General features: G+C 67.3%; 21 protein-coding genes, 1 tRNA gene, 1 other RNA gene and 2 pseudogenes. 8 read left to right on the forward strand and 17 right to left on the reverse strand.

Annotated features, from left to right (window positions below):
* From V6B97_RS14230 to V6B97_RS14245, 4 genes and pseudogenes are all read right to left on the reverse strand, one after another.
* Positions 1-85, reverse strand: a pseudogene (locus tag V6B97_RS14230) (IS1595 family transposase); the annotation flags it as partial.
* A 1,060-nt stretch (positions 86-1,145) separates the two neighbouring features.
* Complete coding sequence (locus V6B97_RS14235) at positions 1,146-2,021, reverse strand: lysophospholipid acyltransferase family protein (RefSeq protein WP_333507174.1); 876 nt, start codon at positions 2,019-2,021, stop codon at positions 1,146-1,148.
* Positions 2,022-2,086: 65 nt separating this feature from the next.
* A complete protein-coding gene (locus V6B97_RS14240) occupies positions 2,087-2,740 on the reverse strand; it encodes a lysophospholipid acyltransferase family protein (RefSeq protein ID WP_333507175.1) in 654 nt (217 codons plus the stop codon).
* Positions 2,737-4,554, reverse strand: a complete 1,818-nt coding sequence (locus V6B97_RS14245) for an ABC transporter ATP-binding protein (protein WP_333507176.1) — start codon at positions 4,552-4,554, stop codon at positions 2,737-2,739. The genes V6B97_RS14240 and V6B97_RS14245 overlap by 4 nt, the downstream gene beginning before the upstream one ends.
* A gap of 111 nt (positions 4,555-4,665) precedes the next feature.
* Between V6B97_RS14245 and yedF the strand changes: the two genes are divergently transcribed.
* Both yedF and V6B97_RS14255 read left to right on the forward strand, forming a co-directional pair.
* Positions 4,666-5,307 carry a sulfurtransferase-like selenium metabolism protein YedF gene (yedF, locus tag V6B97_RS14250; protein WP_333507177.1) on the forward strand — a complete coding sequence of 214 codons (642 nt, stop codon included), beginning with the start codon at positions 4,666-4,668 and terminating at the stop codon, positions 5,305-5,307.
* Between the two features lie 480 nt (positions 5,308-5,787).
* Positions 5,788-6,543, forward strand: coding sequence for a pseudouridine synthase (locus tag V6B97_RS14255; RefSeq protein ID WP_442935495.1), 756 nt, complete (start codon positions 5,788-5,790; stop codon positions 6,541-6,543).
* A 170-nt stretch (positions 6,544-6,713) separates the two neighbouring features.
* Here V6B97_RS14255 and lolA read toward each other — a convergent pair whose 3' ends face one another.
* The 4 genes from lolA to V6B97_RS14275 form a co-directional block, all read right to left on the reverse strand.
* Complete coding sequence (lolA, locus tag V6B97_RS14260) at positions 6,714-7,415, reverse strand: outer membrane lipoprotein chaperone LolA (RefSeq protein WP_333507179.1); 702 nt, start codon at positions 7,413-7,415, stop codon at positions 6,714-6,716.
* A 235-nt stretch (positions 7,416-7,650) separates the two neighbouring features.
* Positions 7,651-10,269 carry a DNA translocase FtsK gene (locus tag V6B97_RS14265; protein ID WP_333507181.1) on the reverse strand — a complete coding sequence of 873 codons (2,619 nt, stop codon included), beginning with the start codon at positions 10,267-10,269 and terminating at the stop codon, positions 7,651-7,653.
* 278 nt (positions 10,270-10,547) lie between these two features.
* The gene (gene efp, locus V6B97_RS14270; protein ID WP_333507182.1) at positions 10,548-11,105 is read right to left on the reverse strand and encodes an elongation factor P; all 558 of its coding nucleotides are present in this window, start codon (positions 11,103-11,105) and stop codon (positions 10,548-10,550) included.
* A 38-nt stretch (positions 11,106-11,143) separates the two neighbouring features.
* Complete coding sequence (locus tag V6B97_RS14275; protein WP_333507183.1) at positions 11,144-11,632, reverse strand: type II 3-dehydroquinate dehydratase; 489 nt, start codon at positions 11,630-11,632, stop codon at positions 11,144-11,146.
* Between the two features lie 277 nt (positions 11,633-11,909).
* On the opposite strand from V6B97_RS14275, the pseudogene yihA reads away from it, so the two are divergent.
* Positions 11,910-12,488: pseudogene (yihA, locus tag V6B97_RS14280) on the forward strand (ribosome biogenesis GTP-binding protein YihA/YsxC); the annotation flags it as partial.
* A 318-nt stretch (positions 12,489-12,806) separates the two neighbouring features.
* Here yihA and V6B97_RS14285 read toward each other — a convergent pair.
* Genes V6B97_RS14285 through V6B97_RS14295 form a run of 3 tightly spaced genes read right to left on the reverse strand, consistent with a single transcriptional unit; the run spans position 12,807 to position 15,278 of the window.
* The gene (locus tag V6B97_RS14285) at positions 12,807-13,892 is read right to left on the reverse strand and encodes an LptF/LptG family permease (RefSeq protein WP_333507185.1); all 1,086 of its coding nucleotides are present in this window, start codon (positions 13,890-13,892) and stop codon (positions 12,807-12,809) included.
* Positions 13,889-15,052 carry an LPS export ABC transporter permease LptF gene (gene lptF, locus V6B97_RS14290; protein ID WP_333507208.1) on the reverse strand — a complete coding sequence of 388 codons (1,164 nt, stop codon included), beginning with the start codon at positions 15,050-15,052 and terminating at the stop codon, positions 13,889-13,891. The genes V6B97_RS14285 and lptF overlap by 4 nt, the downstream gene beginning before the upstream one ends.
* 28 nt (positions 15,053-15,080) lie before the next feature.
* Entirely contained in the window at positions 15,081-15,278 is a 198-nt protein-coding gene (locus V6B97_RS14295; protein WP_333507186.1) for a hypothetical protein, read from the reverse strand.
* A gap of 482 nt (positions 15,279-15,760) precedes the next feature.
* Between V6B97_RS14295 and V6B97_RS14300 the strand changes: the two genes are divergently transcribed.
* Both V6B97_RS14300 and V6B97_RS14305 read left to right on the forward strand, forming a co-directional pair.
* Positions 15,761-16,558, forward strand: a complete 798-nt coding sequence (locus tag V6B97_RS14300) for an undecaprenyl-diphosphate phosphatase (RefSeq protein ID WP_333507188.1) — start codon at positions 15,761-15,763, stop codon at positions 16,556-16,558.
* 148 nt (positions 16,559-16,706) lie between these two features.
* Positions 16,707-16,783: transfer RNA gene (locus V6B97_RS14305), tRNA-Met, on the forward strand.
* Between the two features lie 541 nt (positions 16,784-17,324).
* Here the strand turns inward: V6B97_RS14305 and phoU are convergent.
* Positions 17,325-18,008, reverse strand: coding sequence for a phosphate signaling complex protein PhoU (gene phoU, locus V6B97_RS14310; RefSeq protein ID WP_333507189.1), 684 nt, complete (start codon positions 18,006-18,008; stop codon positions 17,325-17,327).
* A gap of 207 nt (positions 18,009-18,215) precedes the next feature.
* A complete protein-coding gene (gene greA / locus V6B97_RS14315; RefSeq protein ID WP_333507190.1) occupies positions 18,216-18,698 on the reverse strand; it encodes a transcription elongation factor GreA in 483 nt (160 codons plus the stop codon).
* Between the two features lie 338 nt (positions 18,699-19,036).
* Between greA and V6B97_RS14320 the strand changes: the two genes are divergently transcribed.
* Entirely contained in the window at positions 19,037-19,231 is a 195-nt protein-coding gene (locus tag V6B97_RS14320; protein WP_333507191.1) for a hypothetical protein, read from the forward strand.
* 61 nt (positions 19,232-19,292) lie between these two features.
* On the opposite strand, the gene V6B97_RS14325 is transcribed toward V6B97_RS14320, so the two are convergent.
* Positions 19,293-19,703, reverse strand: a complete 411-nt coding sequence (locus V6B97_RS14325; RefSeq protein ID WP_333507192.1) for a hypothetical protein — start codon at positions 19,701-19,703, stop codon at positions 19,293-19,295.
* A 228-nt stretch (positions 19,704-19,931) separates the two neighbouring features.
* Here V6B97_RS14325 and V6B97_RS14330 point away from each other — a divergent pair, with 228 nt between their 5' ends.
* Complete coding sequence (locus V6B97_RS14330) at positions 19,932-20,558, forward strand: hypothetical protein (RefSeq protein WP_333507193.1); 627 nt, start codon at positions 19,932-19,934, stop codon at positions 20,556-20,558.
* Positions 20,559-20,795: 237 nt separating this feature from the next.
* Positions 20,796-21,148, forward strand: a transfer-messenger RNA (tmRNA) gene (gene ssrA, locus V6B97_RS14335).
* Positions 21,149-21,333: 185 nt separating this feature from the next.
* On the opposite strand, the gene V6B97_RS14340 is transcribed toward ssrA, so the two are convergent.
* The 3 genes from V6B97_RS14340 to V6B97_RS14350 all read right to left on the reverse strand — a co-directional run bounded on the left by V6B97_RS14340 (position 21,334) and on the right by V6B97_RS14350 (position 26,206).
* Positions 21,334-23,721, reverse strand: coding sequence for an ATP-binding protein (locus V6B97_RS14340; protein ID WP_333507194.1), 2,388 nt, complete (start codon positions 23,719-23,721; stop codon positions 21,334-21,336).
* 251 nt (positions 23,722-23,972) lie between these two features.
* On the reverse strand, positions 23,973-25,187 hold the full coding sequence (locus tag V6B97_RS14345; protein ID WP_333507195.1) for a hypothetical protein: 1,215 nt from the start codon (positions 25,185-25,187) through the stop codon (positions 23,973-23,975).
* A 362-nt stretch (positions 25,188-25,549) separates the two neighbouring features.
* A complete protein-coding gene (locus tag V6B97_RS14350) occupies positions 25,550-26,206 on the reverse strand; it encodes a carbonic anhydrase (protein WP_333507196.1) in 657 nt (218 codons plus the stop codon).
* Between the last annotated feature and the right edge of the window lie 312 nt (positions 26,207-26,518).

Genomic DNA, 26,518 nt, shown 5'->3' on the forward strand with positions numbered 1-26,518 from the left:
CAGTTTTGGTGGCATCAATATCGATGCAAAAGCATTCAGCAATTTTTCCGATTTTGTAGCGGCTTAATTTGCTGTTTTTAAACATGATTCTAGCCTATCAGGGCTTGGCCTGATGGTCTAGAGCCTTTGAAATTTCGGGGCTGAGAATTGGGGCGTGAGCGCCGTCTGTTTTGGGGGAAAGCGGTGATATGCGTGTATGTGTTATATAAGGAATACTATGAAGGGAGGGAGACGGGGAGGGAAGGAGCGTTGGACCAGCCCGTGCCTTCAGAGGGAAAAAGAGGGCCGGTGCGATTCCCGTCACTGTTTCGGAATGCCGACGTGGTGACGACTTGGCGGGTCATCAAGCGGACATGCCGAAAGAGGACATGCCGACGCGTGAACTGCGCAGGCGGAAAGGCATGTTCAAGGGCGGAATCGATCGTGTTTTTCGATTGAAGGCCGGGTGTCGCACAGAAACCGTGCCCGACAAGCTACAGCGGCGTGGGCAGTGGATGACGGCGGTGATGTTCCGGCCGAAACACGGCGCCACGCGGGGGTGCCGGTTGCGGTGCCCGAAGAGGTGGTTTTCCGGGATTCTCTTATTTGGGTTTATGTCTCATAATGTAAATTATGTTAACTTTTGAGTACAGAGAGCTTCTTTATTCCAGTCTGTTATGAATTTCCGATTCTATGTGAAACAACCGGTGGCTTTCCGATCTACCCTGCCCGAAAAGAGCGATTCGGGACGCGCCGCATGGGGCTCGTTTTCGATTCGGGATGAAGTTCTGTTCAGGTTGCCCCGGTTACGGGCCGCTCAGGCGGGATGCCGGTGCGTTGTTTAGGATGGTCCTTCAATCTGTATGGACGATTGGTAGCGTTCTATGAACGATTGAGCCGACCATGACGCACAGGGACAAGGCAAGCTCTCCACCACTTCGCAACGTGGACATGCGGAGTGGCCTTGCTCTGCTCTGCTTGCTGAGCCTGGATAGGTATCGAAAAGGATGGATGACGACTATTGATATCGTCAGGAGCGATTTGGCGGGCATGGGCAACGCAACTGCCAAAGCCTCGGCGCTGTGCCGGACCGCAGTGCGTCGGGGCGGATCAATCGCGTTTTTCGGTCGATGGACGTGGGATGGACAGGCAGGAGTGAGGCGGAATCAATCGCCCTGCTTCGGGCGGGTCTTCCAGCGCTTGTGCATCCAGAACCACTGTTCCGGATGGGCGCGTACCGCCCGCTCCACGGCCTCGGTATAGAACCGGGCAACGGCTTCGACCTTGTCCGCGCGGTCGCCGTCCAGGGTGGCGGTGTCCAGCGGTTCGTCGATCAGCAGCCGGTAGCGGTCGCACTCGCGCACGAGGAAGGCGGGCCAGACTTCCGCTTCGGCACGCACGGCCAGCAGTGCCGGTCCCATGTTCACGGCGGCGGTCTCGCCCAGGAACGGCAGGAAGATGGCCTCGTCGCGGCGGCAGTTGTGATCGACCAGAAAACCGGCGCACCCATTGCGCTTCAGCCCCTTGAGCACGGTGAACACGGCGTTGCGGTGGTCCACCACCTGCACCCCTTGCGCCCCGCGCATGGCGAAGATGAAGTCGTTGAGGGTACGGTTGCCGTTACGGCGCACCACGACCATGCGGGGATGGTCGGGGCGCCATTGTCCCAGCAAAGAGGCCATGAACTCCCACGCGCCCAGATGGGCCGTGGCCGCCACCACGGGGCGCTGGCTCCCGTACAGCCTGGCGAAAAGTTCGGGATTGTCGATGATCAGGCGGGTGCCCGTTTGTTCCAAGCCGAAGCGGTCCACCAGAACCAGTTCGAGGAACGACCGGGCGTTGTGGGCAAAGCTCTCCCGGGCGATGCGTTCGGCCTCCTGCTGCGTGACGCCGAGATGCCGGGCTATTGCCTGGGCCGCCTGGCGCCGCCTGCCGGGCAGGCAATGCCACAGCAAGGCTCCCAACCTGTCGCCATGCCGGGCGACCGCATCGAAGCCCCCTGCCGCAAGGCGGCGGGCCAGCGCATGCAGCAGCTTCGACACCAGACCCCTGTGGGCAGGGGATTCCGCAGCGGTAGGGGCGGCGGGTGCGCCGGATTCCGGAAGGCTCATCGCAATCCCTCAAGCCGGATTTCAAGGTCCGCGCAGGCGGCGTCCAGGGCGGCATCGGCCCCCTGCCCGCCCTCTTCCGTGTCCGTGGCGTCCGGTTCGGGCAGCCGGTACGGCTCGCCGAACACCACGCGCACGCGGGAAAACGGCAGCGGCAGTTGGAAGCGGTCCCAGGCGCGCTCGAACACCTTGACGCGGTCCATGAAGATGCGCATGGGCACGATGGGCGCCCGCGCCCGCTGCGCCAGAAAGATGGCCCCCGGCTTGACCTTGTGGCGCGGGCCGCGCGGGCCGTCCACGGTCACGCAGCCGCACAGCCCTTCGCGGCGCATCAGCCGCGCCGCGCCGATCAGCGCCTTGACCCCGCCGCGCGAACTGGAGCCCCGCGCCGTGCGCAGCCCCAGCCGTTGCAGCACCTGGGCCAGGTATTCGCCGTCGCGGCTCTGGCTGACCACGGTGACGATCTCCAGATCGTCCCGCACGTGCATGAGCGGAAAGAGTTCGTCATGCCACAGCGCGAAGACCATGGGGGTGCGGTCGCGCCACAGCGCGTTCACGGCCTCGCGCCCGGCCACGGTGTAGCGTAGCGTGGCGCACCACGCCTTGTACAGGCCGTACAGCGGCGGTGCGATGAGGGCGGGGGGCAGCTTCACGCGGTGGCTCCGGCGGAGGGGATGCCGACGTCCTGCTCCGCCTTTTCGGTGGCGAACTGCATGGCGTACAATCGGGCGTACAGGGTGCACCGGCCCAGTAGTTCCTCGTGCCGGCCGGCGTCCACGATGCGGCCTTGTTCCATGACCAGGATGCGGTCGGCCGAAAGGATGGTGGACAGCCGGTGGGCGATGACGATGCTGGTGCGGTTTTCCATCAGGTTGTCCAGGGCCTTCTGGACGATGCGCTCGGCTTCGGAGTCCAACGCGCTGGTGGCCTCGTCCAGGATGAGCAGCGGCGCGTCCTTCATGATGGCCCGGGCGATGGTCAGGCGCTGCTTCTGCCCGCCGGACAGCTTCACCCCGCGCTCGCCCAGCAGGGTGCCGTACCCTTCAGGCAGTTCGGCGATGAATTCGTCGGCATAGGCGGACGTGGCCGCGGCGCGCACGGCATCCTCGTCGATGGCCCCGGAAAGGCCGTAGGTGATGTTGTCGCGCACCGAGAGGTTGAACAGAAAGGTGTCCTGCGACACCATGGACACGTTGCGGCGCAAGGTTTCCAGGGTGTAGTCGGCCACCGGGCGGCCGTTGAGGACGATGGCCCCCTGCTGCGGCTCGTAGAAGCGGGGGATGAGGTTGACGAAGGTGCTCTTGCCCGCGCCGCTGGGTCCCACGATGGCCACCCGTTCGCCCGCGCGCACGGTAAGGCTGACGTTGTCCAGCGCGGGCGCGGCCTTGCCGCCGTAAGTGAAGGTGACCCCCTCGAAGCGCAGTTCGCGGAAGGGTTCAGCGAAGGGGGTGTCGCCCCCCTGCTCCACCACCAGTTCCGGCGCGTCGAGGATCTCGAAGACCCGCTCGGCCCCGGCCAGGGCGCGCTGCACATCCATGTTGTAGGAATTCAGCGATTTTACAGGGTCGTACATCATGGCCAGGGCGGCCACGAACGAGAAGAACGTGCCTGCCGTGGTCTCGCCGGAGATGACCTCGCGCCCGCCGAACCAGATCACCAGGCCGATGCCCACGGCCCCGATCAGTTCCATGACCGGCGAGGAAAGCTCGGACACGCTGGCCTGCTTCAGGTACAGCCGGGCCAGGCGCTCGTTCTCGTCGTCGAAGCGGCGCGCCTCGTGCCGTTCGGTGGCGAACGCCTTGACCACCCGGATGCCGCTGAACACTTCCTGCAGCACCACGGAAATGTCCGCCAGTTTTGACTGGTTGCGGCGGCCGTACTTGCGCAGCTTGCGGCCGAACCACACCAGCGGGTACAGCGCCGCCGGCAGCACCAGCACCGCCCATACCGCCAGGCGCGGATTCTGGTAGAACACCACGCCCACCAGCCCCAGCATGGTCAGCAACTGCCGCACCATCATCACGATGGACGGCAGGCTGTTGCGGATCATGGTCACGTCGTTGATGATGCGCGACATGAGCATGCCCACCTGCGATTCCTCGTAGAATTGCAGCGGCAGGTAGATGATCTTGTCGTACAGTTCCGAGCGCAGCTTTTCCAGCACGCGCAGGCCGCTGTACTGCATGAAGTAGTTCTGCACGTAGCGGCCCGCGCCCTTCACCAGCGTGAGCACGAAGAACAGCAGCGGCACGTACAGCAGCGCCTGCTCGTCCTTGTTGATGAAGATTTCGTCCAGGGCGGGCTTGACCAGCCAGGCGGACCCGGCCGTGCTCAGCGACACCACGCCCATGGCCAGCATGGAAAGGAAAATCTGCCACTTGTAGGGGCGGAAATACTTCAAGCAACGCTTGAGCAGGTGCAGGCTCTGACCCTGGGGGGGCTGGTCATTCTTGGGGGCGTCGGCCATGTGGTGCGAGGTCTTCTATTGGTTTTGTAAATGTGTTTCGCGGTGCGGCACGGATGTTTTCGATTTGACCGGCCGTGCGGTGTGGTGTTCCTTCGGAAAAGGAGGCTCACCATGCCAGAAATCGAACTGAACTGCCAGAATCTTCCCTGCCCCCAGCCCGTGCTGCGCTGCAAGCGCTGCCTTGACGAGCAATCGCCCGCATCGCTGGTGGTGGTCGTGGATAACCAGGCCGCGCGCGAGAACGTGACGCGCTTCCTGTCCACCCAAGGCTATGCCGTGCAGGCCGAAGCCGTATCACCGGACGCGGGCGACGGCCTGTGGCGGCTGCGCGGCACGAAGGGCGATGCGCCCGTCTCCGCAGACGACGACTGCGAGGTCTGCGAAGTGATGACGGAGGAACAGTTGCGCCGCATGGGCGAGAAGGTCGTGGTCTTCCTGACCTCCGACGTCATCGGCGGGGGCGACGACGCCTTGGGCGCCAGGTTGATGCAGAACTTCCTGGCCACCCTGCCCGAACTGGGCGCGGAACTGTGGCGCGTGGTCATGCTGAACGGCGCGGTGCGCCTTTCCGCCGCGGACAGCCCCGCCCTGCCCCATCTGAAGCGGCTGGAGGCGGCCGGGGCCACGGTACTGGTTTGCGGCACCTGCCTTGACCATTTCGGGCTTCTGGAGCAAAAGGCCGTAGGCCAGACCACCAACATGCTCGACGTGGTCACCAGCCTGCAACTGGCCACCAAGATCATCCGGCCGTAACCGGCCGGGCGCGCGCCCGGCCCGGAGTACGCAATGTGCCCCACTGCCGGTCCCGCGCCGCGCAATGTGTCCGGGATGCCGTCCGGCGCGCCGCCGAAAGGATGCGCCGGGCGGTTTTCTTTGCCGGGCGACCGGGATAGACTGACGGGGATGGGCACGGCGCAACCGGTCGCGCGCAGGACAGCGCGTCCGGCTGCATGCCTTCCGGTCCGTCGAGCCTTCAGTCACCGTCATGCCCGCAGACACTGTCCAACGCCCGCTGTCCCGAAACTTCAGCCCGCCGGAAGCCTTCCGGCCCGGAACCTCATGACCCAGCGCCGCCCTTCGTCCCCGTCCCGTCCCGTCAAGCCCTCGACCGGGCGCTCGCAGCGCCCTGAAGACTCCCGTGAGCAGGTACGTCCGGCCTCCGGCAGGCCCGGCCCCGAGGCGGAACCGGCAACCGTCCGCCAGCCCGACGCGCAGGCGACGACGGAACCGGCCATGCAGACCGGCGAGGTGCGCCTGAACAAGGCCATTGCCGGTGCGGGCGTATGCTCGCGGCGTCAGGCGGACGACCTCATACAGCAGGGGGTGGTGCGGGTCAACGGCGAGGTGGTGGACACCCCCGGTGTGCGCGTGGTGCCCGGACGCGACCGCATCGAGGTGCGCGGGCAACTGCTGGAACTGGACGCCGCGCCCTCGGCGTTTACCTACGTGATGCTGCACAAGCCGGTGCAGGTGGTGTCCACCGTGCGCGACCCGCAGGGGCGGGCCACGGTGCTGGGCATCCTGCCGCCGGACCTGCGCGGCGGGCGGCTGTACCCCGTGGGCAGGCTGGACTATTTTTCCGAGGGATTGCTGATTCTCACCGACGACGGCGACCTGACCAACCGGCTCACCCATCCCCGCTACCACCTGCCCAAGGTGTACCTGGTCAAGGTGCGCGGCCATGTGACCGAGGCCACCCTTGCCCCCATGCGCCAAGGCATGACCCTGGCCGAGGGCGAGCGGTTGGCCCCGGTGGACGCGCGCCTGCTCCAGTCGGACCGGCAGGCCAGCCTCATCGAGATGACCCTGCACCAGGGGGTGAACCGTCAGATTCGCCGGATGTGCCGCGACCTGGGGCTGACGGTGCTGCTGCTGCGGCGCATCAGGCAGGGGCCGCTGGAACTGGGCGAACTGCCCAAGGGCGCGGCCCGCCGCCTGACCTCGCACGAAGTGGCGGCCCTGCGCCGCGCCGCAGGGCTTGAGGTGTAACCGTCTGTTTTCCCTGAAATATGAACAACGCCTCTCGCGATGATGCGGGAGGCGTTGTCGTTTTCCTGAACTTCAAGTTGAACTTGAAGGAGGGCGTTTCCCTTGAGGGGAGAACTCCTGGGCTGTTGGCAATGCCCGGCGTCGTCAGCAGCCCAACGTACCGCGCGCCCCTAATTGAACAGTTGCTTCTCCGGCGACCCCTGCTTGGTCCGGTCCTCCACATCCACGCCCTTGGGCGGCGCGAAGCGGAAGGTGCTGTCCTGCACCCCGGCGTCGGTGGCCAGGCTGTTCAGGGTGATGTCGTTCTCGTTGCCGTAGAAGTCGATGATCTTGGCGCGGCGGATCAGGTTGGTGGCCGGGTCCACCCACAGGAAGGCCTCGGTGAGCTGCGGGGTGGGCTCCTTGGGGTACATGTGCAGGCGGGCCATGCCGCTGTCGTCGGCTTCCTCGGCCACGTCGAAGTCCTGCTCCAGCCTGGCCTGGCCGGTGATGACCTTGATGATGGACCGCGAGTCCTGCACCAGTTCCACCGGGTACTTGTAGGCCACCTCTTCGTCCGGCAGGTAGTTCCAGATTTCGTTGGCCGTCACCACCAGCAGTTCGGCGTGGGGGGCCTTGGTCTCCCAGCGCACCAGCAGCGGCTTGCGGAAGTGCAGGGTTCCCTGCCGGGTTTCCCTGGCCCCGCTTTCACGGTGCAGCAGCACCTGGGTGAAGTCCGCCTTGAGGGTGGTGGTGGCGTCGTAGCGCTGCTGGAGCCGGTTGGTCAGTTCGCCCGCGGCCCGGGCCGGGACGGCGGACAGCAGCATGGCGAGGCAGAGCGCGCCAAGCCCGCAACGGCGGGCCAATACGCGGAGGGAAAGGGGACGCTTCACGGAATCCTCCTGTGAGGGATTGCTGTCGGGATGGAATGGCTTCAGGGGCGCGGCCTTGCGGCGATGTCCCGCAGGGCGGGAACGTGGCGAGGCGCTTATGGCCGGGCCATCGGGGCTGCGCTAGCAGGACTGCCCGGCCGCGTCAACTCGCGGCGTGCTGTGGCCCGTGGCGTGAACGGAAGCGCCGCCGGGCCGGAGACCGATGGTCCTGCCCCCCTGCCCCGCGCCCCGTCCGCTACCGGATGACCATGCGCGGCTTGCTGCCGTCCGAGGGGCCGATGATGCCGTCGTGCTCCATCTGCTCCACGTAGCGCGCCGCCCGGTTGAACCCGATGCGGAAGCGCCGCTGGATCTGCGAGATGGACGCCTTGCCCTGGCCGATGACGAATTCCACGGCCTCGGCGTACATGGGGTCGTCGGAAAGATCGCCTCCGCCGTTGCCGTTGGCGCCGTCTCCCGTGCCCTCGTTGCCCCAGTCGGCGAAGTCCACCGTGTAGTTGGGGGCCTGCTGGCGCTTCCAGAATTCCACCACGGAGGCCACGTCGTCGTCGCCCACGAAGGCCCCGTGCAGCCGCTGCAACTTGCCGCCGCTGGGCTTGAAGAGCATGTCGCCCTTGCCCAGCAGGTGTTCCGCGCCCACGGTGTCGAGGATGGTGCGCGAATCGTGCTTGGAGGTGACCTGGAACGAGATGCGGCACGGGAAGTTGGCCTTGATCAGCCCGGTGACCACGTCCACGCTGGGGCGCTGGGTGGCCAGGATCATGTGGATGCCCGCCGCGCGCGCCAGCTGGGCCAGGCGCACGATGCTGGTTTCCACCTCCTTGGCGGCGGTGAGCATGAGGTCGGCCAGTTCGTCGATGACGATGACCAGGTACGGCATGCGTTCCAGGTCGGCCAGTTCCGGCGGCAGGTCCGCGCCAAGGTCGGCCAGCTTCTGGTTGTATCCCGCGATGTTACGCACGGCCAGGCGGGCCATGGCCTGGTAGCGGCGGTCCATCTCCTGCACGGCCCAGTCCAGGGCGTTCTTGGCCAGGGCCATTTCCGTCACCACGGGGTGCACCAGGTGCGGCAGGTCGGCGTACACGGCAAGTTCGATGCGCTTGGGGTCCACCAGCAGCATCTGCACGTCTTCGGGGCGGGCCTTGTACAGGAAACTGAGCAGGATGGAGTTCAGGCACACGCTCTTGCCCGCGCCGGTGGCCCCGGCCACCAGCAGGTGGGGCATGCGGGCCAGGTCCGCCACGGTGGCGTTGCCCGCGATGTCCTTGCCGATGGCCATGGTGAGCATGGACGGGGCCGAGCGGAAGGTGTCCGAGGCCAGCAGTTCCTTGAAGCACACGTTTTCGCGCGCCTCGTTGGGAATCTCGATGCCCACGGTGTCCGTGCCGGGGATGGGGGCCTGGATGCGCACGGCGATGGCCTTCAGCGCCAGCGCCAGGTCGTCGCTGAGGTTGGCGATGCGGCTCACCTTCACGCCGGGGGCGGGGCGCACCTCGAACATGGTGACCACCGGGCCGGGGGTGATGCGGGTCAGTTCGCCCTGCACGCCGAAGTCGGCCAGGCAGGTGATGACGCTCTGGCCCTTGGCCTCCAGCAACTGGCGGGCGGGCTTGGTGTCGCCGCCCGCCACGGAATGCAGCAGGTCGAGGCCGGGCAGCTTGCTGCGCGCCTTGCGGGGCCGGGGCGGCTTCGCCGGGGCGGAGGGCTGCCCTTCGCGGGCCGGGTCGTCGCCGAACGCGCCTTCCAGCCAGGTGGGGCCCGCCTCGCCCGCGGCGTAGTCCACGAGGTCGTCGGCAAGACCGTCAGGCAGACCATTGGGCAGGCCGTCCGCCGGTTCATCCACAAGGTCGTCTCCAAGGCCCATGGCGCCGGGGCCGAAGTCGCCGCCCGCAAAGGGATCGCCGACGCTGGCGCGGGCTCCCCTGCCCCCCTGCCCCCCGTGACCGCCAACGGCAGCGCCGGGCATGGCGGCTCCGTTGCCTCCGCCACGGCCCGCCTGCCGGGCGGCATCGTGCACGGCGTGGGCGTAGGCGTCGTCGTCCTCCAGCACGCGGGGGGACGCTTCCAGGCCACCGTCAGCGGGCCGGTATGGCCGGGGCGCGCCCTGCACGCCGCGCCCGGCGGGGAGCGGCGCGGGGGTGACGTCCAGCACCTGGCCCTGTCTGGCCCCCCGCTTGCGGTTCCACAGGAACTGGAACACGCCCATGCCCGGCAGTTTCAACCAACAGGAGGGGCGGGAAGGGCGGGATGCGCGAGCGGGGCCGGTGGGGTCGGTGGAACCGGGCAGGCCCTCGTCACCCGCCACGATCACCGGGCGCGCGGCGGGTACTTCGGTCGCCGGGCGGGGTGCGGCAATTTCCAGCTTTGCGGCGGGCTTGGGCCGGGGCGTCAAACCTTCACGCAGTCCTTCAAGAATGCGACGGCCCATGGCGGGCCACGACAGGCCCAGCACCAGTTGCGCCGAGATCAGGAACAGGAACACCCACACCAGCGCCGAGCCGCGCGGGCTGAAATAGCGTGCCGCGAAATTGTGCAGGATGATGCCGAAGAAGCCGCCCCCGCCCACATCGCCGATGGCCAGGTTCCAGCCCGCGCCCATGGTGGCCACGCAGGCCCCAAGCAGGATCAGCCCCAGCCAGCGCCACCACGGCACGTCGAAGGGGATGACCACGTAGCGCGCGCCGATGCCCATGAACCCGAACGGCCACAGGAAGGCGGAAAAACCGAACAGATCCACCAGGATGCCGCCAAGGTACGATCCGAACAGCCCGGCGCTGTTACGCACCTGCGCGGCATTGCTGACCACGTGGTTCAGGCTGGGGTCGCGGGCGTCGAAGGTGGCGAGGCTGAGCAAGAGCAGCAGCCCCCAGAAGATGAGGAAGAGCCCGAAGAGTTCGCGGGCCAGTTTGTTGCCGTCCGTGGCGGCACCCTCCCTGATTGTCGCGGAATGCGTGTTGGCGCGGGGCGGCCCGCAAGGAAAAGGGATATGACCGTATCGGCCATATCCCTTACCGTACTCGAGGGTTCCCGTCCACACGGCCCCGCCGCTCCGGACTGGCGACCGTAGTCCCCTCCCTCCCCCAGGCGGACAGGGGGGGAATCGTCCGGCGGCGCGTCGCGCGCGGAACCGGGCTATTCGCGGCCCAGGTATTCGCGGCTGCGGGTATCGACCTTCACGCGGTCGCCGATGTTCACGAAGATGGGCACGCCGATGACGATGCCGGTCTCCAGCGTGGCGGGCTTGGTCACGTTGCTCACGGTGTCGCCCTTGGCGCCGGGCTCGGTGTCGGTCACTTCCAGCACCAGGGACACGGGCAGGTCGATGTCCAGCGGCTTGCCGTTGTACAGCAGCACGCGCACCTGCTGGGCTTCCTTGAGGAACCCGGCCTTGCCGTCGGTGGTGTCTTCCGCGATGTGCAGTTGTTCGTAGGTGGTCAGGTCCATGAACACGAGGTCGTCGCCTTCACGGTACAGGTACTGCATTTCGCGGGTTTCCATGTCGGGGCGGCCCACCTTTTCGCCGGAGCGGAAGGTGTTGTCCACCACGCGGTCGTTCAGCAGGTTGCGCAGCTTGGTGCGCACCATGGCCCCGCCCTTGCCGGGCTTGAAATGCTGGAACTCGACGATTTCGAAGGGCGTGCCGTCGATTTCGATCTTGAGCCCCTTCCTGAAATCGGTGGTCGAATACATGAAGCCTCCGGAATGATGGTCTGATAGGATATGCGGGGCTACACCGGTGTCGCGGCGGACGGTTGAGCGTCCAGCCGGTCCAGGTGCAGCACCAGCGACTGCACGGCAAGCGCGTAGCTGGCGATGCCGAACCCGGCCACCACGCCGATGACGTGGCGCCCGATGTAGCTCTTCTGGCGCAGCGGTTCGGAGCGCGCCAGCACGTTGCTGAGGTGCACCTCGACGCAGGGCAGGCCGATCCAGGCCAGGCAGTCGGCCAGGGCAAGACTGGTGTGGGTGTACGCGCCCGCGTTCAGCACCACGCCGTCCACCCCGTCGCGCCGGGCCTGTTCCAGCCGGTCGATGAGCGCGCCCTCGCCGTTGGTCTGGAAGAATTCCAGTTCCACCTCGCCGGTACGCGCGCCCAGCACCTGCCCGACCAGGCCGGGCACGGCGTCCATGCCCACGCTGCCGTAGATGTCGGGCTGGCGCACGCCCAGCGCGTCCAGGTTGGGGCCGTTCAGCACCAGTATGCGGTAGCGGGCCATGCGGCGTCCTTTCCGAGGGTTGGCGGCGCGAGGGCCGGTTGCGGCGGAACGGGCAAGGCGGCCGGACTGGACACCATGCGCCCGCATCGGGTAACAGAATATTTTTTCCCAACGGCGGCCCGTTGTCAACAATGAAGCCGAGGCCGGATCACGCATCCTGTCGGATCACGTATCCTGTCGGACCACGCGCCCCGGCGGTCGCCCCGCACGACGCCCGTCACGCCCTCCCATCGGGCATACCCCAGACACACGGCGCCCAGCGCCACCGGATACGACCATGCAACCAGTGCTTGAACTTGAAGCCACCGTCTACACCCTGGAACAGATGCGCGCCTTCGACGCGCCGCAGATCGCCCTTGCCGGGCGCTCCAACGTGGGCAAATCGTCCCTGGTCAACGCCCTGGCCCGCCGCAAGGCGCTGGCCAAGATCAGCGCCACCCCCGGCAAGACGCGCTCCATCAACTACTACCGCGTGAAGCCGGACGGCTTCTACGTGGTGGACCTGCCCGGCTACGGCTACGCCAAGTGCAGCAAGGAAGAGCGGCAGAAATGGGCCACGCTCATCGAGCGCTACCTGACCACCTGCCCCACCCTGAAGGCCCTTGCCGTGCTGCTGGACAGCCGTCTGGACCCGCAGCGCCTGGACCTGGACCTGACCTCGTTCGCCCGCAAGAGCGGCATCACCTTGCTGCCGGTGCTGACCAAGGCCGACAAGTGCACCCAGCGCGAGCGCGCCGAGCGCCAGCGCCAGTGGCGCGACATCCTGGGGGGCATCGCCCCGCTGGTGGTGTCCGCCAAGACCGGCCTTGGCGTGGACAACCTGTGGGCCTCGCTGCGCAAGGTGGCCACCGTGGGCGAGGTGCAGGGTTCCGCCCTGCTGGACCCCTTCGGCAGCGCCAAACGCGACGTGCCGCTGGCGGACGGCGCCGGGCATGCTTCCGGAGCGGACGCCACGCCGCAGGATGGTCCGGACGCCTCACCGGGTGATCCGGCCCTGCGGCAGGGCGCGGCGCCCGCCACGTCCGCCACATCCGGCGGACACGACGAACACGAGGGGTAGGCCAACCGCCCCGCCCCTGCCCGTCCCTCCTCCTTTTTTCCGCGCACGCGAAACGCCCCGGCCATGCCATGCATGCCGGGGCGTCGTTCCTTCGTGCGCGTGGCCGTGGCCGGATCAACCGGCCTTGAAGCGCGGCTTCAGGTGCCAGGCCAGCCGGGCCGTGGCGATGGACAGGATCAGTGCGTCGGCCCCCCACGCGGCCAGCGGCGGCGGGACGATGCCCTTCTGGCCCAGCGTGCCGCCCACCGTGAACATGGTGTAGAACAGGAAGGTGATGACCAGGGCAAGGCCGATGCACAGGTAGATGTTGTCGCGCCAGGTCACCACGGCCGCGGCCACCACGGCCATGACCACCAGCGAGGCGGCGTAGGCCAGCTTCATGTGCCAGGCGGTGCGCACGCCTTCCACGTTGGAGCCCGACGCCGACAGCCGGTCGATGGCGTCGCCCAGCTGCCACAGGGGCAGCCGCGAGGGGTCGGCATTGCGCGCGGTGACCAGGAAGGCCTGCACGTCCTGCCGCAGGTGCAGGGACAGGGTGTCGTGGCGGGTGCTGAGGTAGCCCGTGGGGTCGAACACGGTCACGTCGCGCAGTTCCCAGTTCCCGTGGCTGGCCGTGAACGAACCGGCGCGGATCACGCGGGCGATGGCCATGCCGTCGGACGACAGTTCATAGGCGGCAAGGCCGCTTCCCTGCCCCTTGGCGGGCACCACCTGGGCCAGGTTGACCACATAGGGGCCGTCGGTGAACCACACGTTGCGCAGGGTGGCCGTGGCCTCGGTCTTGCCGCGCACGTCCTCGCTCCAGATGCGCGCCGCCTCCACCTCGCCCGAGACGCCGAGCACCTGGGAGAAGCCAAGCTGCACCACGGCCCAGACCACGCCGCAGAACACCAGGTTGCGGGCCACCCGCCCCAGCGAGATGCCCCCCGCCTGCAGGGCGATGAGCTCGCGCCCGCGCGACATGAGGCAGAGCTGGGCCAGGGTGGCCAGCAGGAACACGGCGGGCAGGATCTGCGAGATGATCAGCGGCGTCTTGGCCACGAAGTACCAGGCCGCCACGCCGAAGCCCACGCCCGCCTCCAGGAAGTCGTCCAGCCGGTCGAACAGGTCGGACAGGATGTACAGCCCGGTGCCGATGGCCAGGGTGGGCAGGATCAGCATCAGGTTGTTGCGGAACAGGTAGCGCGAAAGCAGGCTCATGCGGATGCCCTTTTGCGCCGCAGGGCAAGGCGGCTGTGCGAGAACAGGCTGACCACGGCGGGCGTGCGCTCGCGCGCGGCCAGCCGCAGGCCCCACAGGCCGGTGGCCAGGAACAGCGCGTTGGGCGTCCACAGGCCCACCACGGGCGGGATGGTGCCCGCCTCTCCCGTGGTCAGGCCGAACGAGAGCAGGCTGTAGTAGACCAGGAACATCAGCAGGGCCAGCACCACGCCGAACTGGCGGTGCAGCCCTTCGAAGGCGCAGGCCAGCGGCATGGCGAACAGCCCCAGCACCAGGCAGGCCGCCGGGAACACCCAGCGCTTATGCAGTTCCACGGCCACCTTGCGCAGGTACTTGTCGCCCAGCGAGGCCTTGGCCTCGTCCAGGGGCAACGCGCGCAACTGCGACCAGGACAGCTCCTTGGGCTTGATCTCGCCAAGGTCCAGCCCCTTGAACATCTGCCCCAGGTCGATGCGCACCACGTACTCGCCGAAGCCCAGCACGGAAACCTGCTGCCCCTCTGTCTTGTACAGGCGGCCGTTCTGGAGGCGGAACAGCAGTTCGCCGCGCGCCTCGTCGGTGGCGATGGCCCCGGTGGGCGCGAGGATGGTCAGGGTCGAATCCTTGTGCGAACGGTCCTCCACGATGACCTGCGACAGCGTGCTGTCGGCCGGGTCCACCTGGCGCGCGAACAGGGTAAGCCCCGGAATGTCCTTGTTGAACACGCCGGGCTGCACCACCACGCGGGCGCGGCTGTTGGCGATGTCCATGACCGTGGCGCGGAAGTTGGACATGCCCCAGGACAGCCCGTACAGCGAAATGCCCAGGGTCAGCAGGGTGCACAGCACGCAGAACAGCAGGGGCGCGGCCAGCATCTGGTACAGGCTGACGCCGCCCGCCTTCAGGGCGATGAGTTCGCGGTCGGTGCTCATGCGCAGGAAGGTCAGGAACACGCTGAGCATGCACGCCACCGGCACCACCAGCAGCATGAAGAACGGGGTCAGGTAGACGAACAGCAGCACCGCGTCGGCCAGGCCCAGGTCCAGCCCCAGGAACAGTTCGCGCAGTTGCAGGCCGCGGCCGATGAGCACCAGCGTGAGCAGCGAGCCCAGACAGAGCAGGAACAGGTGCAGCAGTTCGCCGAACAACTGGCGTTGCAGCAGGGTATTGAGAGGAAGGCGCAGAGGATTATCCCTGTGTATGGTCGGTGTGGCAGGCACGGAACAGGTCGAGGAGCATCTCGGTTTCCATGGGGCCGAGGTTGAACCGCGCGCCCGCCTCGTCCACGAGGTCGGTCAGCGGGCACGAGGGCTGTTCGGCCCGGCGTTCGGCCACCCAGGCGGCGGCGCGCTTCACCAGTTCGCTGTGCGGAATGATGGTGGTCATGGTTCCCCCTAGGGGCTGTTTCTAAATTGTCCTTTCGCCCGTTGGCGGCGTCAAACTTCGCCTGCCATTTCGGTCAAATACAAGAAGAGTATATTCCCTCATGGCAGGCTTGTTTTCCTTGCCAACGAACGAAAATCCTGATTTAGCAACAGCCCCTGGCGGATCGCCGAAGCGGATGTGCCGGGGCGGCCCGGCGATGTTCCGGCGCGGGCACCGTCTCCGCCCCCCGGACGGGTGTCGGCCCCGGGGGCCGATGGTGCGTAGGCCGCCGCACGGGGCGGCCGTTCGCGCGGCGTGGAATCTACATCAACCCCGGCGGGGTTGCAACTCGGCGGCCCATGCGGTATCCCCGCGCAATCCGTGGCGTCCTTTCGCGTCCTCGCGTGTCATCACGTCGCTGGCCCACGCGGGACGCCCTGCCCGTTCACCCCGTTCACCCCGTCCACCCCAGCCGCGCGGCCGCACCGGGCCGAAAGCCATCCATGCACGACATCCTCTCCGCCGTCATCCTCGGCATCGTCGAAGGGCTGACCGAATTCCTGCCGGTGTCCTCCACCGGGCACCTGATCATCGCGGGCGACCTGCTGGGCTTCACCGGGCCCAAGGCGGCCACCTTCGAGGTGGCCATCCAGCTCGGGGCCATCCTGGCCGTGGTGGTGCTGTACTGGGACCGCTTCTGGGGCCTGCTGCGGCCGAAGCCGTACGTGCGCTTCGCCGGGGTGCGCGGCATCGTGCTGCTGGGCATCACCTCGCTGCCCGCCAGCCTGCTGGGCCTTGCCACGCATCATTACATCAAGGAACACCTGTTCAGCCCGGCCACCGTGGCCCTGGCCCTGGCCGTGGGCGCCGTGGCCATGCTGCTGGTGGAGCGGCGCAGGCACCGCCCCGTCTACATGGGCCTGGACGACATGACCCCCGCCCTGGCCCTGGGCATCGGCCTGTTCCAGTGCCTGGCCCTGTGGCCGGGCTTCTCGCGTTCCGCCGCCACCATCATGGGCGGCATGCTGCTGGGCGCCCGGCGCGGCCTGGCCGCCGAATACTCGTTCATCGCGGCGGTGCCCATCATGTTCGCGGCAACGGGCTACGATCTGCTGAAAAACCATGCCCTGTTCACCACGGCGGACCTGCCCTTCTTCGCCACCGGGTTCGTGGTGTCGTTCCTTTCCGCGTGGGTGGCCGTGAAGGTGTTCATCGGGCTCATGGGCCGGGTGACCCTGGCGCCCTTCGCCTGGTACCGGCTGGCCGTGGCCCCGCTGGTGTTCTGGTTCATGGTCAACTGACGCGGGAAGGTGCGGGCGCCACGCCCTGGCGGGCGCGGATTGCAGGGACTTTTTTCGGAAGTCTTCAAAAAACGCTTGCCAAGGCACCCCGTGTCCGGTAGAGAAACCATCCGTCGCAACGGGAACGACCCCGTGCGGCGCTGGACTTGGCAAGGTAGCTCAGTTGGTTAGAGCATGCGGTTCATACCCGCAGTGTCGGGGGTTCAAGTCCCTCCCTTGCTACCAGGAATACAAGAGGCCCTGCGCATGCGGGGCCTTTTTCATTTTCCGCGCTGTCCATTTTTCCACGTCTTTCAGGGGTGCCGGTCCACGCCCCCCTGCCCCCCCTGCCCCCAGTCCGGTCCACGCCGGAAGCCGCGCTGCGTCCCTTTTGCGGGCCGCCCGTGGTGACGCGCACCATGCTCCGTGCCAGTCTGCCCGCATCGGTGAACCGCGCCCCTTCCCGCAAGAGGTCCCATGCAGCCCGCCCCCTCCTCCGCTTCTGACGGGACGCCTGAAGGACGTCCTGGCCACGTCGGAATGCCCCTCGTGCCCGTTGGACTGGCGTGCCGCGGCGCACGGCTGGGTGACGCCGTCCATGGCTGGGGGGTGTCTCGCTCATTGTGGTCGCGCTCAACGCCCTCTTGTCGCGGGAACTGTTTTTCGGTCAGAGCTACGCGTCGCCGACGGATGGAACGCCGGAAAGACGTTTCCCGCACTGCATCCAAAGCGTTCTGCGGTATTGTCTGATATGTTCACGCGCATGGCGTTGTGCTGCGCAACAACATCATGCGTTGCAGTCGTCCTCGAAGTGGCTGTGCTTGGCGTTGACCCCGCGCACGGCGAAAAACACGCTTTCGCCGATGTTGGTGGAAAGGTCTCCGATGCGTTCCAGCCGACGGCAGATGATCAGGAACGACAGCGCCGCCTCGACCTTGTCGGGGTTGGCCTTCATGTGCTGGATGACCTTGAGGGTAAGCTGGCGCAGCGCGCAGTCCACGCCCTCGTCCAGTTCCGCCAGCCTGCGGCCCAGGTCCGCATCCATGTCCACCACGCACTGCACGGCCTGGTGCACCATGTTACGCACCAGCGGCACGTACGCCTTGAAGTCCTCGTCGAAGGGCAGCGGCGGCAGGGCCACCAGGGGCATGGTGCGTTCGGCGATGTTGGCGGCCTCGTCGGCCATGCGCTCTATGTCGTTGGCGATGCGCATGGTGGCCAGCACGGTGCGCAGATCCTGGGCCAGCGGGCTTTCGCGGGCCAGCAGGCGCATGCCCATTTCGTCGATGCAGGTTTCCATTTCGTTGATGGCGTGGTCGTGGGAGGCCACGGACCAGGCTCTGGCCTCGTCGCGCTGGCAGTAGGCTTCGATGCAACTGTCGATGGCCTGCTCCACCGTGGCGAGCATGGCCAGCAGCTTGTGGCGCAAGGCGTCGAGACGGTCGGTGGTCAGGTTCCGGGCGTTGGCCATGGCGCGCTCCTTCCGTTGCCGGGTCGCATTCCGGATGCGAACCCGCATGTGCATTCTTTCACGTGGATCATGCCATCTTTACGGGCGGGGCGAAACCCCCTTCCCGCCTGTTTCCCCAAGGCGCGGCGGCAGGTCCGCCGCCCCAGGGAACGGAAACGCCCCGGCGGTGGGCCGGGGCGTCGGTGCAGGCGTGTGGCGAGCCCGGCGCTAACGGCGCACACCCTCGAAGGCGATGGAGATGATCTCGTAGCTGATGCGGCCGCGCGGGGCCTCCACCACGATCTCGTCGCCTTCTTCCTTGCCCAGCAGCGCGCGCGCCACCGGCGAAAGCACGGAAATGGAGCCCTGGGCGTAGTCCGCCTCGTCCGGGCCGAGCAGCGTGTAGCGCTTGGCCTCGCCGCTGTCGAGGTCCTCGATCTCCACGGTGGCGCCGAACATCACCTTGTCGCCGGACAGGGAGTCCAGGTTGATGACGTTGAACTGGGCCATGCGCGATTCGATGTACGAGATGCGGGCCTCAAGCATGCCCTGGCGTTCGCGGGCGGCGTCGTACCCGGCGTTTTCGCGCAGGTCGCCCTCTTCGCGGGCTTCCTTGATGGCCTGGATGACCGCCGGGCGTTCCGACTTCAGGCGTTCCAGTTCCTTCTTCAGTCGTTCGTAGCCTTCGGTGGAGATGGGGATGCTGCTCATGCTCGTTCCTTGCGATATCTGGGCATGGTCTGTTGCCGGGCAAAAAGAAAGTGTCCCGCCGTCGGGGCAAACCCCGCACAGCGGCACAGTTCGGCGCCGCCATCCGGCGGCACGTTGAACAATATAGGCCAGCCGGGCGCGCCGGTCAAGATGCCGGAAACCCGGACCACGCGCCGCTTCCGCCGCCGCCCCGCAACCGGCGGGACGCCTGGCCCGGCTTGCCCAGCAGGGGTTGACCGCGCGCCGGACCTGCTGCATCGTCAGGATGGACCATCCCCCCGAACACGCGGGCCGCGCGCCTGTGGCGTTGCCCGGCACCGCACATCCCGGAGGCCGCCATGCCCGAGTACACCACTACCCTGCTGATCCGTGGCGAGGAATGCGACTACGACCCCGAGGAGCACCTGGCCCGCATCCCCTGCGAGAACTGCGGCCACGTCAACGAAGTGGAGGTGTGGACCGACGATGCCGGGGCGGCGGACTTTTCCGGCTTTGCCTGCGAGAATTGCGGGCACTGGAACGGCCCCGGCTAGGGCTGTTTCTCCCCTGCCCTTTCACCCGCCGCGCCGTAACGCCGTTCAGGGGCACCCTCACTCAGGGCATGGTCACCTCGCGGTTGTATTCGCGCACGGCCTTGTCGATCTTGCCCTGGATGATCTCGATATCCGCGCGGGCGCGCCGCACGTAGGCATCCACGCAGGCCCGGTAGGCGCCCATCTTCTGCCGGTACAGGTCCCATTCCCAGGCTTTGTCCCCCGCAAAGGGGCGCATGGGCGAGGTGCACTGCGCGTCGGGGTAGTCGCCCCCCAACTGCGTGGCCTCGGCCCGCGCGGACGTTGGCAGGCCGCCCGGAAGCGCGGTCCCCAGGGCGATGCACAGCAGCGCGACCACCAGGTGGCGCGCGCCGGTCCGGCCACGGGCGGCCGACGTTCCGTATCCGGTGCCGCCGGGGCATCCGGCATGGCTGCCGGTCATGTCGTTCGTCGTCATGTCGTTGTCCAGCATGGCGTTCTCCCGCCGTGGCCCGCATGTGGCGGAACCCCGGTCTTTCCCGCAGATTCCGGCAAAAGCCCCGCCCCTGTCAACGTATCGGAGCGCCCTGTCCCGCGGGCGTTCCGGCACGTTGCCTTTTACCATGGGGCGTGCTTGCCGCACGCGCCGCAGGCTGGCACCGATCTTGCTCATTTCCGCCCCAGACACGGGAAGGGAAATTTCTGCACGACGGAGGCGGGCGTGGCCATAGACGGCATCTACAACAATCTCGGCAGCATGATGGTTGTCCACCGCACCACGGGACAGGACGCCGATGCAGGACGCACCGCGTCCGGGTCCGAGCAGGCGCAGACGGCGGACGGCGGCCTTGCGCGCCTGACCGACAGCGCCAGCCTTTCCGCGTTGAGCCCCAGACTGCGGTCCACGCTGGAAGATATTTCCGAGCGCGGCGGCAATGTGCTGGAAACGCTGGAACAGAACGTCGCGGACCTTCAGGAGGGGTTTCTGGACACCCTTTCCGCCCGGCTGGACGAGGCCGGGGTGTCACTGGACGAAAAGCTGACCCTGTCCATGGACGACGAGGGGGCGCTGTCCGTGCTGGGCGACCACCCGGACAAGGCGCGCATCCAGCAGACCCTGTCCGGCGCGCCGGAGCTCTCTTCCGCCTTCGGGGAACTGGCCTCGCAGTCGGAAATCATCCGCGACATCCGCAACCTGCGCCGGGTGGTCACCGCGCGCGTGGGCGCGGCAGCCTACGACGCCGTGGACGCGGTGACGGCGGACGGCGCATCCGAAGGGGCCGCATCCGCCTACCGGGTCAGCCTGAAGGGGGCCATGTCGCACTTCTATTTCGGCAGAAACGCCTAGCCGCCCCCCCTTCCCGCGTTGCCCGGCCCCTGCGGCGCGCATCCCTTGCCACCGGGCGCAAAAGCCCGTATAGTCCCTGTTTCGGTCGGGCCGGGGAAGCGGGCGCGACTCGCCAGGCGCATATGCCCCGCAACACCTTGCCTTTGCCGGAGACGGCATTATCATATGCGAAGCGGGATGGTGGCCCGCACCGCATCACGGCACGACACGCCGTTCGCCGGACACCGCCGTACGTACGGGGGCGCCCTGGTTTCGACGGGGATGTGGAAGCCGGAACTGCAGGCCGAGGCGCCGCTGGCCTCGTAAAAAGCGGCACCAAAAGTAATTGCCAACAATTACGAATACGCACTGGCTGCCTAATTAGTGGCCACGCCGAACCGTCCGACGCCCGATACGTCGGCGAGGTGTAACTTCATCGGGCTGGCATCCAAGGGCGCTCGCCGCTGCGGATGTAAGAACTACAGGTGAGCTGGTCTAGGGCCGCCCGGTCGGGGGCCAAGCCCGTGACGACAATTGTTCCCGACATAAGCCTGTAGACGTTTCGCGTGGAATGTTCTCGGACGCGGGTTCGATTCCCGCCGCCTCCACCAATTTTTGGGCCGACCTGCCTTGCAGCGGGTCGGCCCGAATCTTTTTCGGACCCGGTCGCGCAGCGGGCTCCATCCCCTGCCCGCCCGCCCCCCGGCACCCCCTGTCACCCCCCTGGCGCGACGTGACGCGACGTGACGCGGCGTGACGGGCTCCGGCGTTGTCAGGCCGTTGTTCCGGGCAGCGGCTACAGGGCCATTTCCCAGAGCAGGGACAGGCGAACGTCGAAGATGTCGCTGCGTCGGGGTTTGAGGGTAAACGATTCGATGGGGCAGGATTCCACATCGTGGGCCGCCGCCAGTTGCCGCGCCTTTTCCTCGATTTCCGCCGCAAGGTCCGCCTGTTCCTGCTGCAAGAGGGCGATGGATTCTTCGGCGCGCTGTACGTCGCCCCGTTCCTTCATCACCCGACCGGCGCTCCTGAAACCGGTGGCCGCCCGCGAAACATTGCCCGCCGAAAACGTCTTGCGCCCCAGAAAAGCGCCGACCACCGCCGCCCCGAAGGAAATCAGGGCGTCGGCGGTTTTCGACTGCACGTCGCCCTGTTCCCGCTCCAGCTTGCCTTGGGCGGCCAGCAGTTTCTGTTCCAGGCTTTTCTGGCGCACGGCGTATTTCCGCCGTAGGTCGTCCAGCGCCGCGTCCTTGCGCCCGCGCAGGGCGTCCGCCACGCGCACCTTGAAATCGCCCAGGGTTTCGCCGGGGCGGGATTCCATTTTCAGCGACGCCGCCCGAAAGAGTTCCAGTTGCCGGGACTGGTAGAGGAAGTCGATGAACGACTTGTGCAGGGGCTTCAGGTCCTTCAGCCGGGTAATGGCCTCCGGAACCTCGTGAAAACGGCTGCCCGCGGGCGGCTGGCGCAGGCAGTCGGTCTCCGGAAAGGGGATGTCCTCCCCGTCCGCCCACTCGGGCCGGACGAACCGGTCGTCGAGATACAGGCGCAGGGCGATGTCCCGGCTTTCGTCGATGTTCCTGCCGGGGTTGTGAAAGCGCAGCGTCGCGCGGGCGGAAAGCCAGGGGGCGAACACCGGCGCGTCGCTGGGCACGGGGTGCAGGTAATAGAGCTGCTCGATGGTGTCCGCGAGCAAGGGCGGATGCCCGCCGGGACCGCCGGTCCGTTCCCCGTGCGCCGCAAGGGGCGCGGCAACGCGTTGGTCCGGCGGCGTCCACCCTTCCCCGGCAAGCCGCCTGATGTCGTCGCCCGCGATGGGGCCTTTCAGATAGGACATGGTCCAGCGGGTTTCGAACAGCAGGGGCGCTTCCAGGTGCGCGGACGTCAGCAGGAACTGCCGCCCCTTCAGGCGCGACAGCAGGCTCTTCACCTGGCCGTGTTCCAGCTTTCCGTCGCTGGCCCCGGCAATGCCCCCGGCCACCCGCTCCTGGTCCTGGCTGGTTTGCAGCCGCCCGACGAACCAGGTGCCGATGTTGGACAGCCCCTTGTAGTCGAGGTCCACCGGGTTCTGGGTGGAGAGGACCACCCCCAGCCCGAAGGCGCGCGCCTGCTTGAGCAGGACGAGCATCGGCTTCTTGGACGGCGGGTTGGCCGTGGGCGGGAAGTAGCCGAATATCTCGTCCATGTACAAGAGCGCCTTCAGGGATGCCGTGCCCTGCTGCCGGCGCATCCAGGCGATGACCTGGTTGAGCAGCATGGTCACGAAGAACATCCGCTCGGCCTCGGCAAGGTGGGCGATGGAAAAGATCGCCGTTTGCGGGCGGCCGTCCTCGCCGTAGAGAATGCGCTGGATGTCCAGCGGGCGGCCCTGCGTCCAGGCGGCGAAGGTGGGGCTGGCGATGATGTTGTTCAGGCGCATGGCCAGCGCCAGGCGGTCGTTCTGCGGGAAAAAGCCGTCCATGGGAAAGACCCCGATCTTCGTGAACGGCGGGCTGACGATGCCGCCGATGAGGCTTTCCATGGTCAGTCCCTCGCCCTTGCGCCAGTGGTGCAGGAGCAGCGAACTGACCAGGATGTGCTCGCGGCTTTGCAGGGGATCGCCGTGCACGTCGATGAGGCTCAGCAGGCTGGTGGCGGTGGAGCCGACCAGGGCGTTCAGGATGTCGCTTTCCGCAAGGACGTCCGCCGGTGGCGCCGCGAAATCGCCCAGCACCGACACGGGTACGCCCAGCCCGAAACCGGGGGTGTAGAGGGTGAAGCCGGTCTTTTGCCGCAGGGCGGCGATGCGTTCCCGTGTCTGGCCGTAGCCGCGCAGGCCGTCCTCCCACGTTTTCGCCACCTGCGCGGCGTGGGCTTCGACGGACAGCCCCTTGCGGCTGGCCTCGGCGGGGTCGATCCAGGGCTGGAAATCGGCGGGCGACAGCGCGGGAAAGGTGAGCAGCAGGTTGGCCATGTCCCCCTTGGGATCGATGATGATCGAGGGGATGTCGTCCATGATGGCCTCTTCGATCAGGCCGATGCCGAGGCCGGTCTTGCCGCTGCCGGTCATGCCGATGATGGCGGCATGGGTGGTGAGGTCCTTGTTCCTGAACAGAAGGGGCGTCCGCGCCGCCTCGCCGCTGTCCATGTCCAGTTCCCGCCCCAGGTAGAAGAGCCCCAACTGCTCGTATCCCTGCATGTCCGCCATGGTGCACCTCCACATCTGAAAGACCGGCGTAGGGTATGTGCCGGGCATGTTGGCCCAAAACCGGCCGTCATTGCAAGGGGCCGCCGAAAAAGGACGCATGGCCCCTTTTCTTTTGACGATGGTAGCCGCCCGGCAGTATTGACCGGGAACCGCGCCCGCACGAAATCATGAAGCCGGGTGGCGTCGCGCGATGCCACCCGGCTTCGTTTTTTTGGGGGGCTGTTCCGCAGTCCCGTCCTTCCGGTTCCCTGCTATTCCGGTGCCTTCTTGCGCGTGCGGGGTTTTTTGGGCGCCGGGGCGGGCTTTTGAGGGATCGGTTGGGGGACCGGCTTGCGGGAGGACGGTTCGTGCAGGCCCGGCTCGATCACTTCGCCTTCGGGTTCGCTGGCGGAATCGGGGGCGGTGGCGTCGTACACCTCCACCACGTGGGTCGCGCCCGCGTCACCGGCCGGTGCATCCACCACCATGGGGGTGGCGGGCGGCGCGGGGGACACGGGGGGCGCGTCCTGGGCCTCGGTGACGTGTGCTGATGGCGCAGGCGGGGCGGGCGGCAGAACTCGGGGGGCCTGCATCCCGCCGGAGGGCGATACGTCGATGGTGCCCGGCAGGGCGCGCGGCGTCATGGGATCGACGTGTCCGGGCAACTGGGCCAGCATGCTGCGCTGGTCCACGATGATCATGCCGGTGCGGTCCAGCACTTCGCGCCGGTAGGCGTATTCCTCCTGCATGCGGCGCACCTTGTAGGCGAACCACATCCGCCCCAGGTAGCCCACGCACCACGCGGCCAGCACGCCGCCGCCCACCCACAGCACCAGGTGTTCGGTGGATTCGCCCAGCCGGATGACGAAGCCCAGCACCCGGTCGAAGTAGTAGATCACCACGGCCAGCAGGGTTACGCCCAGCATCAGCAGGAAGGTGGGCACGCCGTTGACCGCGGCCAGCATCTTTTGCAGCCACGGCGGCAACTGGCGCAGTTGGGCCTCGGTCAGCACCGGGTCGCCCTTGATCAGGCGGGTGTAGCCCAGCGCGATGACCTGCAACACCAGCAGCACCACCACAGGCGCGGCGGCCACGGAAACCAGATAGCCGCCCCACGGAAAGCGGAAGCGCACCGTGCCGTCGGGCATGCTCTGCACGTTGGCGACGCCCTGCCAGATGGCCACGATGGCCACCAGAAATTCCACCAGCACGATGCCGATGACGATGTAGGCCAGGACGTACTTGCGCTCCTGCTCGCCCAGCAGGTCGCCCAGGCCGCCAAAACGGCCCGGCTCGTGGGGCTGGTCCGGTGATTGTCCGGGTGACTGGCCGGGGGATTCGGGCGTCTCGCCGCCATTGCCGGGGGCCTGGCCGGAACCGGCGTCGGCGCCGGGGGCGGCGGAAGGGGCGTCGGTGGACGCGTTGGCGTCGCGGGTGGGGGCCTCCGGTTCGTTCCTCGAGCCGGAGAAGAATTTCGAGAAGAACATGCGGGAATATCCGTACGACGGCGGTGCCGTGTTGTCTCGTGCGTGGGTGCCCGGAGGGACGGGAAAACGCCCCCGGCCGACGCATGACGCGGGCTGGGGGCGCCTTCCGCCGGTCGCGACGTCGTCTGGCGCGCGCGGGGCGGCAGGAGCGCCTTTGCTCCGTCTGCCATCATACGATGCGCGGCGGCTTTTCTCAAGGTATTCGAAGGAAGGAATACGGCGCGGGCAGCGCGGCGCGACGGCAGGGCGTGCCGCGCCATGGCGTAACGGGCGCGGCTGGCGCGGATCCACGCCGTGGGCAGGTAGCCGGGGATGTCGCAAATCCGCGCCTGTCGGGGCGGGATGTCAATCCGGGCGCGGCGTCAGACGCACTCGCGCACCATGGGCTGGAAGGTGTCGGTGGCCGCGTCCCAGCCCAGCAGTTCGCCCTTTTCCAGGTCGAAGAACCAGCCGTGCAGCGAAAGTTCGCCCCGCTCCACCCGCGCGCGCAGCCAGGGGAAGGTCATCAGGTTTTCCAGCGAGACCAGGATGGATTCCTGCTCGCAGGCGCGGTGCAGTTCCTGCTCCGAACAGTGCGGGCAGCTTTCCTGCACCCGCTCCTGCGCGGGCGCGGCGATGCTGACCCAGCGCGACAAGAACTCCGTGTCGTCCCGGCCCCCTGCCGCGCCGGACAGCAAGGTCTTGATGCCGCCGCAGCGGGCGTGGCCCAGGATGATGATGTCTTCCACCTTCAGGCTGCGCACGGCGAATTCCAGCGCGGCGCTGACCCCGTGCTGGGTGGTGGTGTGCGCCTCGTACGGGGGCACCAGGTTGGCCACGTTGCGCACCACGAACAGGTCGCCGGGGTTGCAGTCCAGCAGCAGGGCCGGGTCCACGCGCGAATCGCTGCACGCGATGACCAGCGCCTTGGGCGACTGCTCCTCCACCAGGTTTTCGAACAGGTTGTGGTCGCGGCAGAACCAGCTTTTCTGAAAACGCCGGAAACCGGCGATGAAGCGGCCAAGGTCGGGTGCGGACATGAATGCTCCGGAACGGCCGTGCGGGACGGGATGCGGTGCTGCGGGATGCGGAAACGTACAGGCCCCGGCATGCGACGAGCGCCGCAGCCACCGGGTAACTGGGGATTGTACGTCATTTTGTCCGCCGCGCAACCCCGACGCGAGTAACCGCTTGCGTTTTCATGCGCCGTGCTGCCCTTTCCGGTCATGGTACGCGCGCGACGGTGCGGAAGAAAAGGGGGAGGCACGCAAGGTAGTCCAACGGGGGGAGGCGACAGGAAGCGATCCTGCATCCGAACGGGGTGCGGAGGTAGGAAAGCACCTCCCCCGCTC

Origin of the sequence: Nitratidesulfovibrio sp. 1201_IL3209 (assembly GCF_036763125.1) — a bacterium.
In the GTDB taxonomy this organism is placed as follows: domain Bacteria; phylum Desulfobacterota; class Desulfovibrionia; order Desulfovibrionales; family Desulfovibrionaceae; genus Cupidesulfovibrio.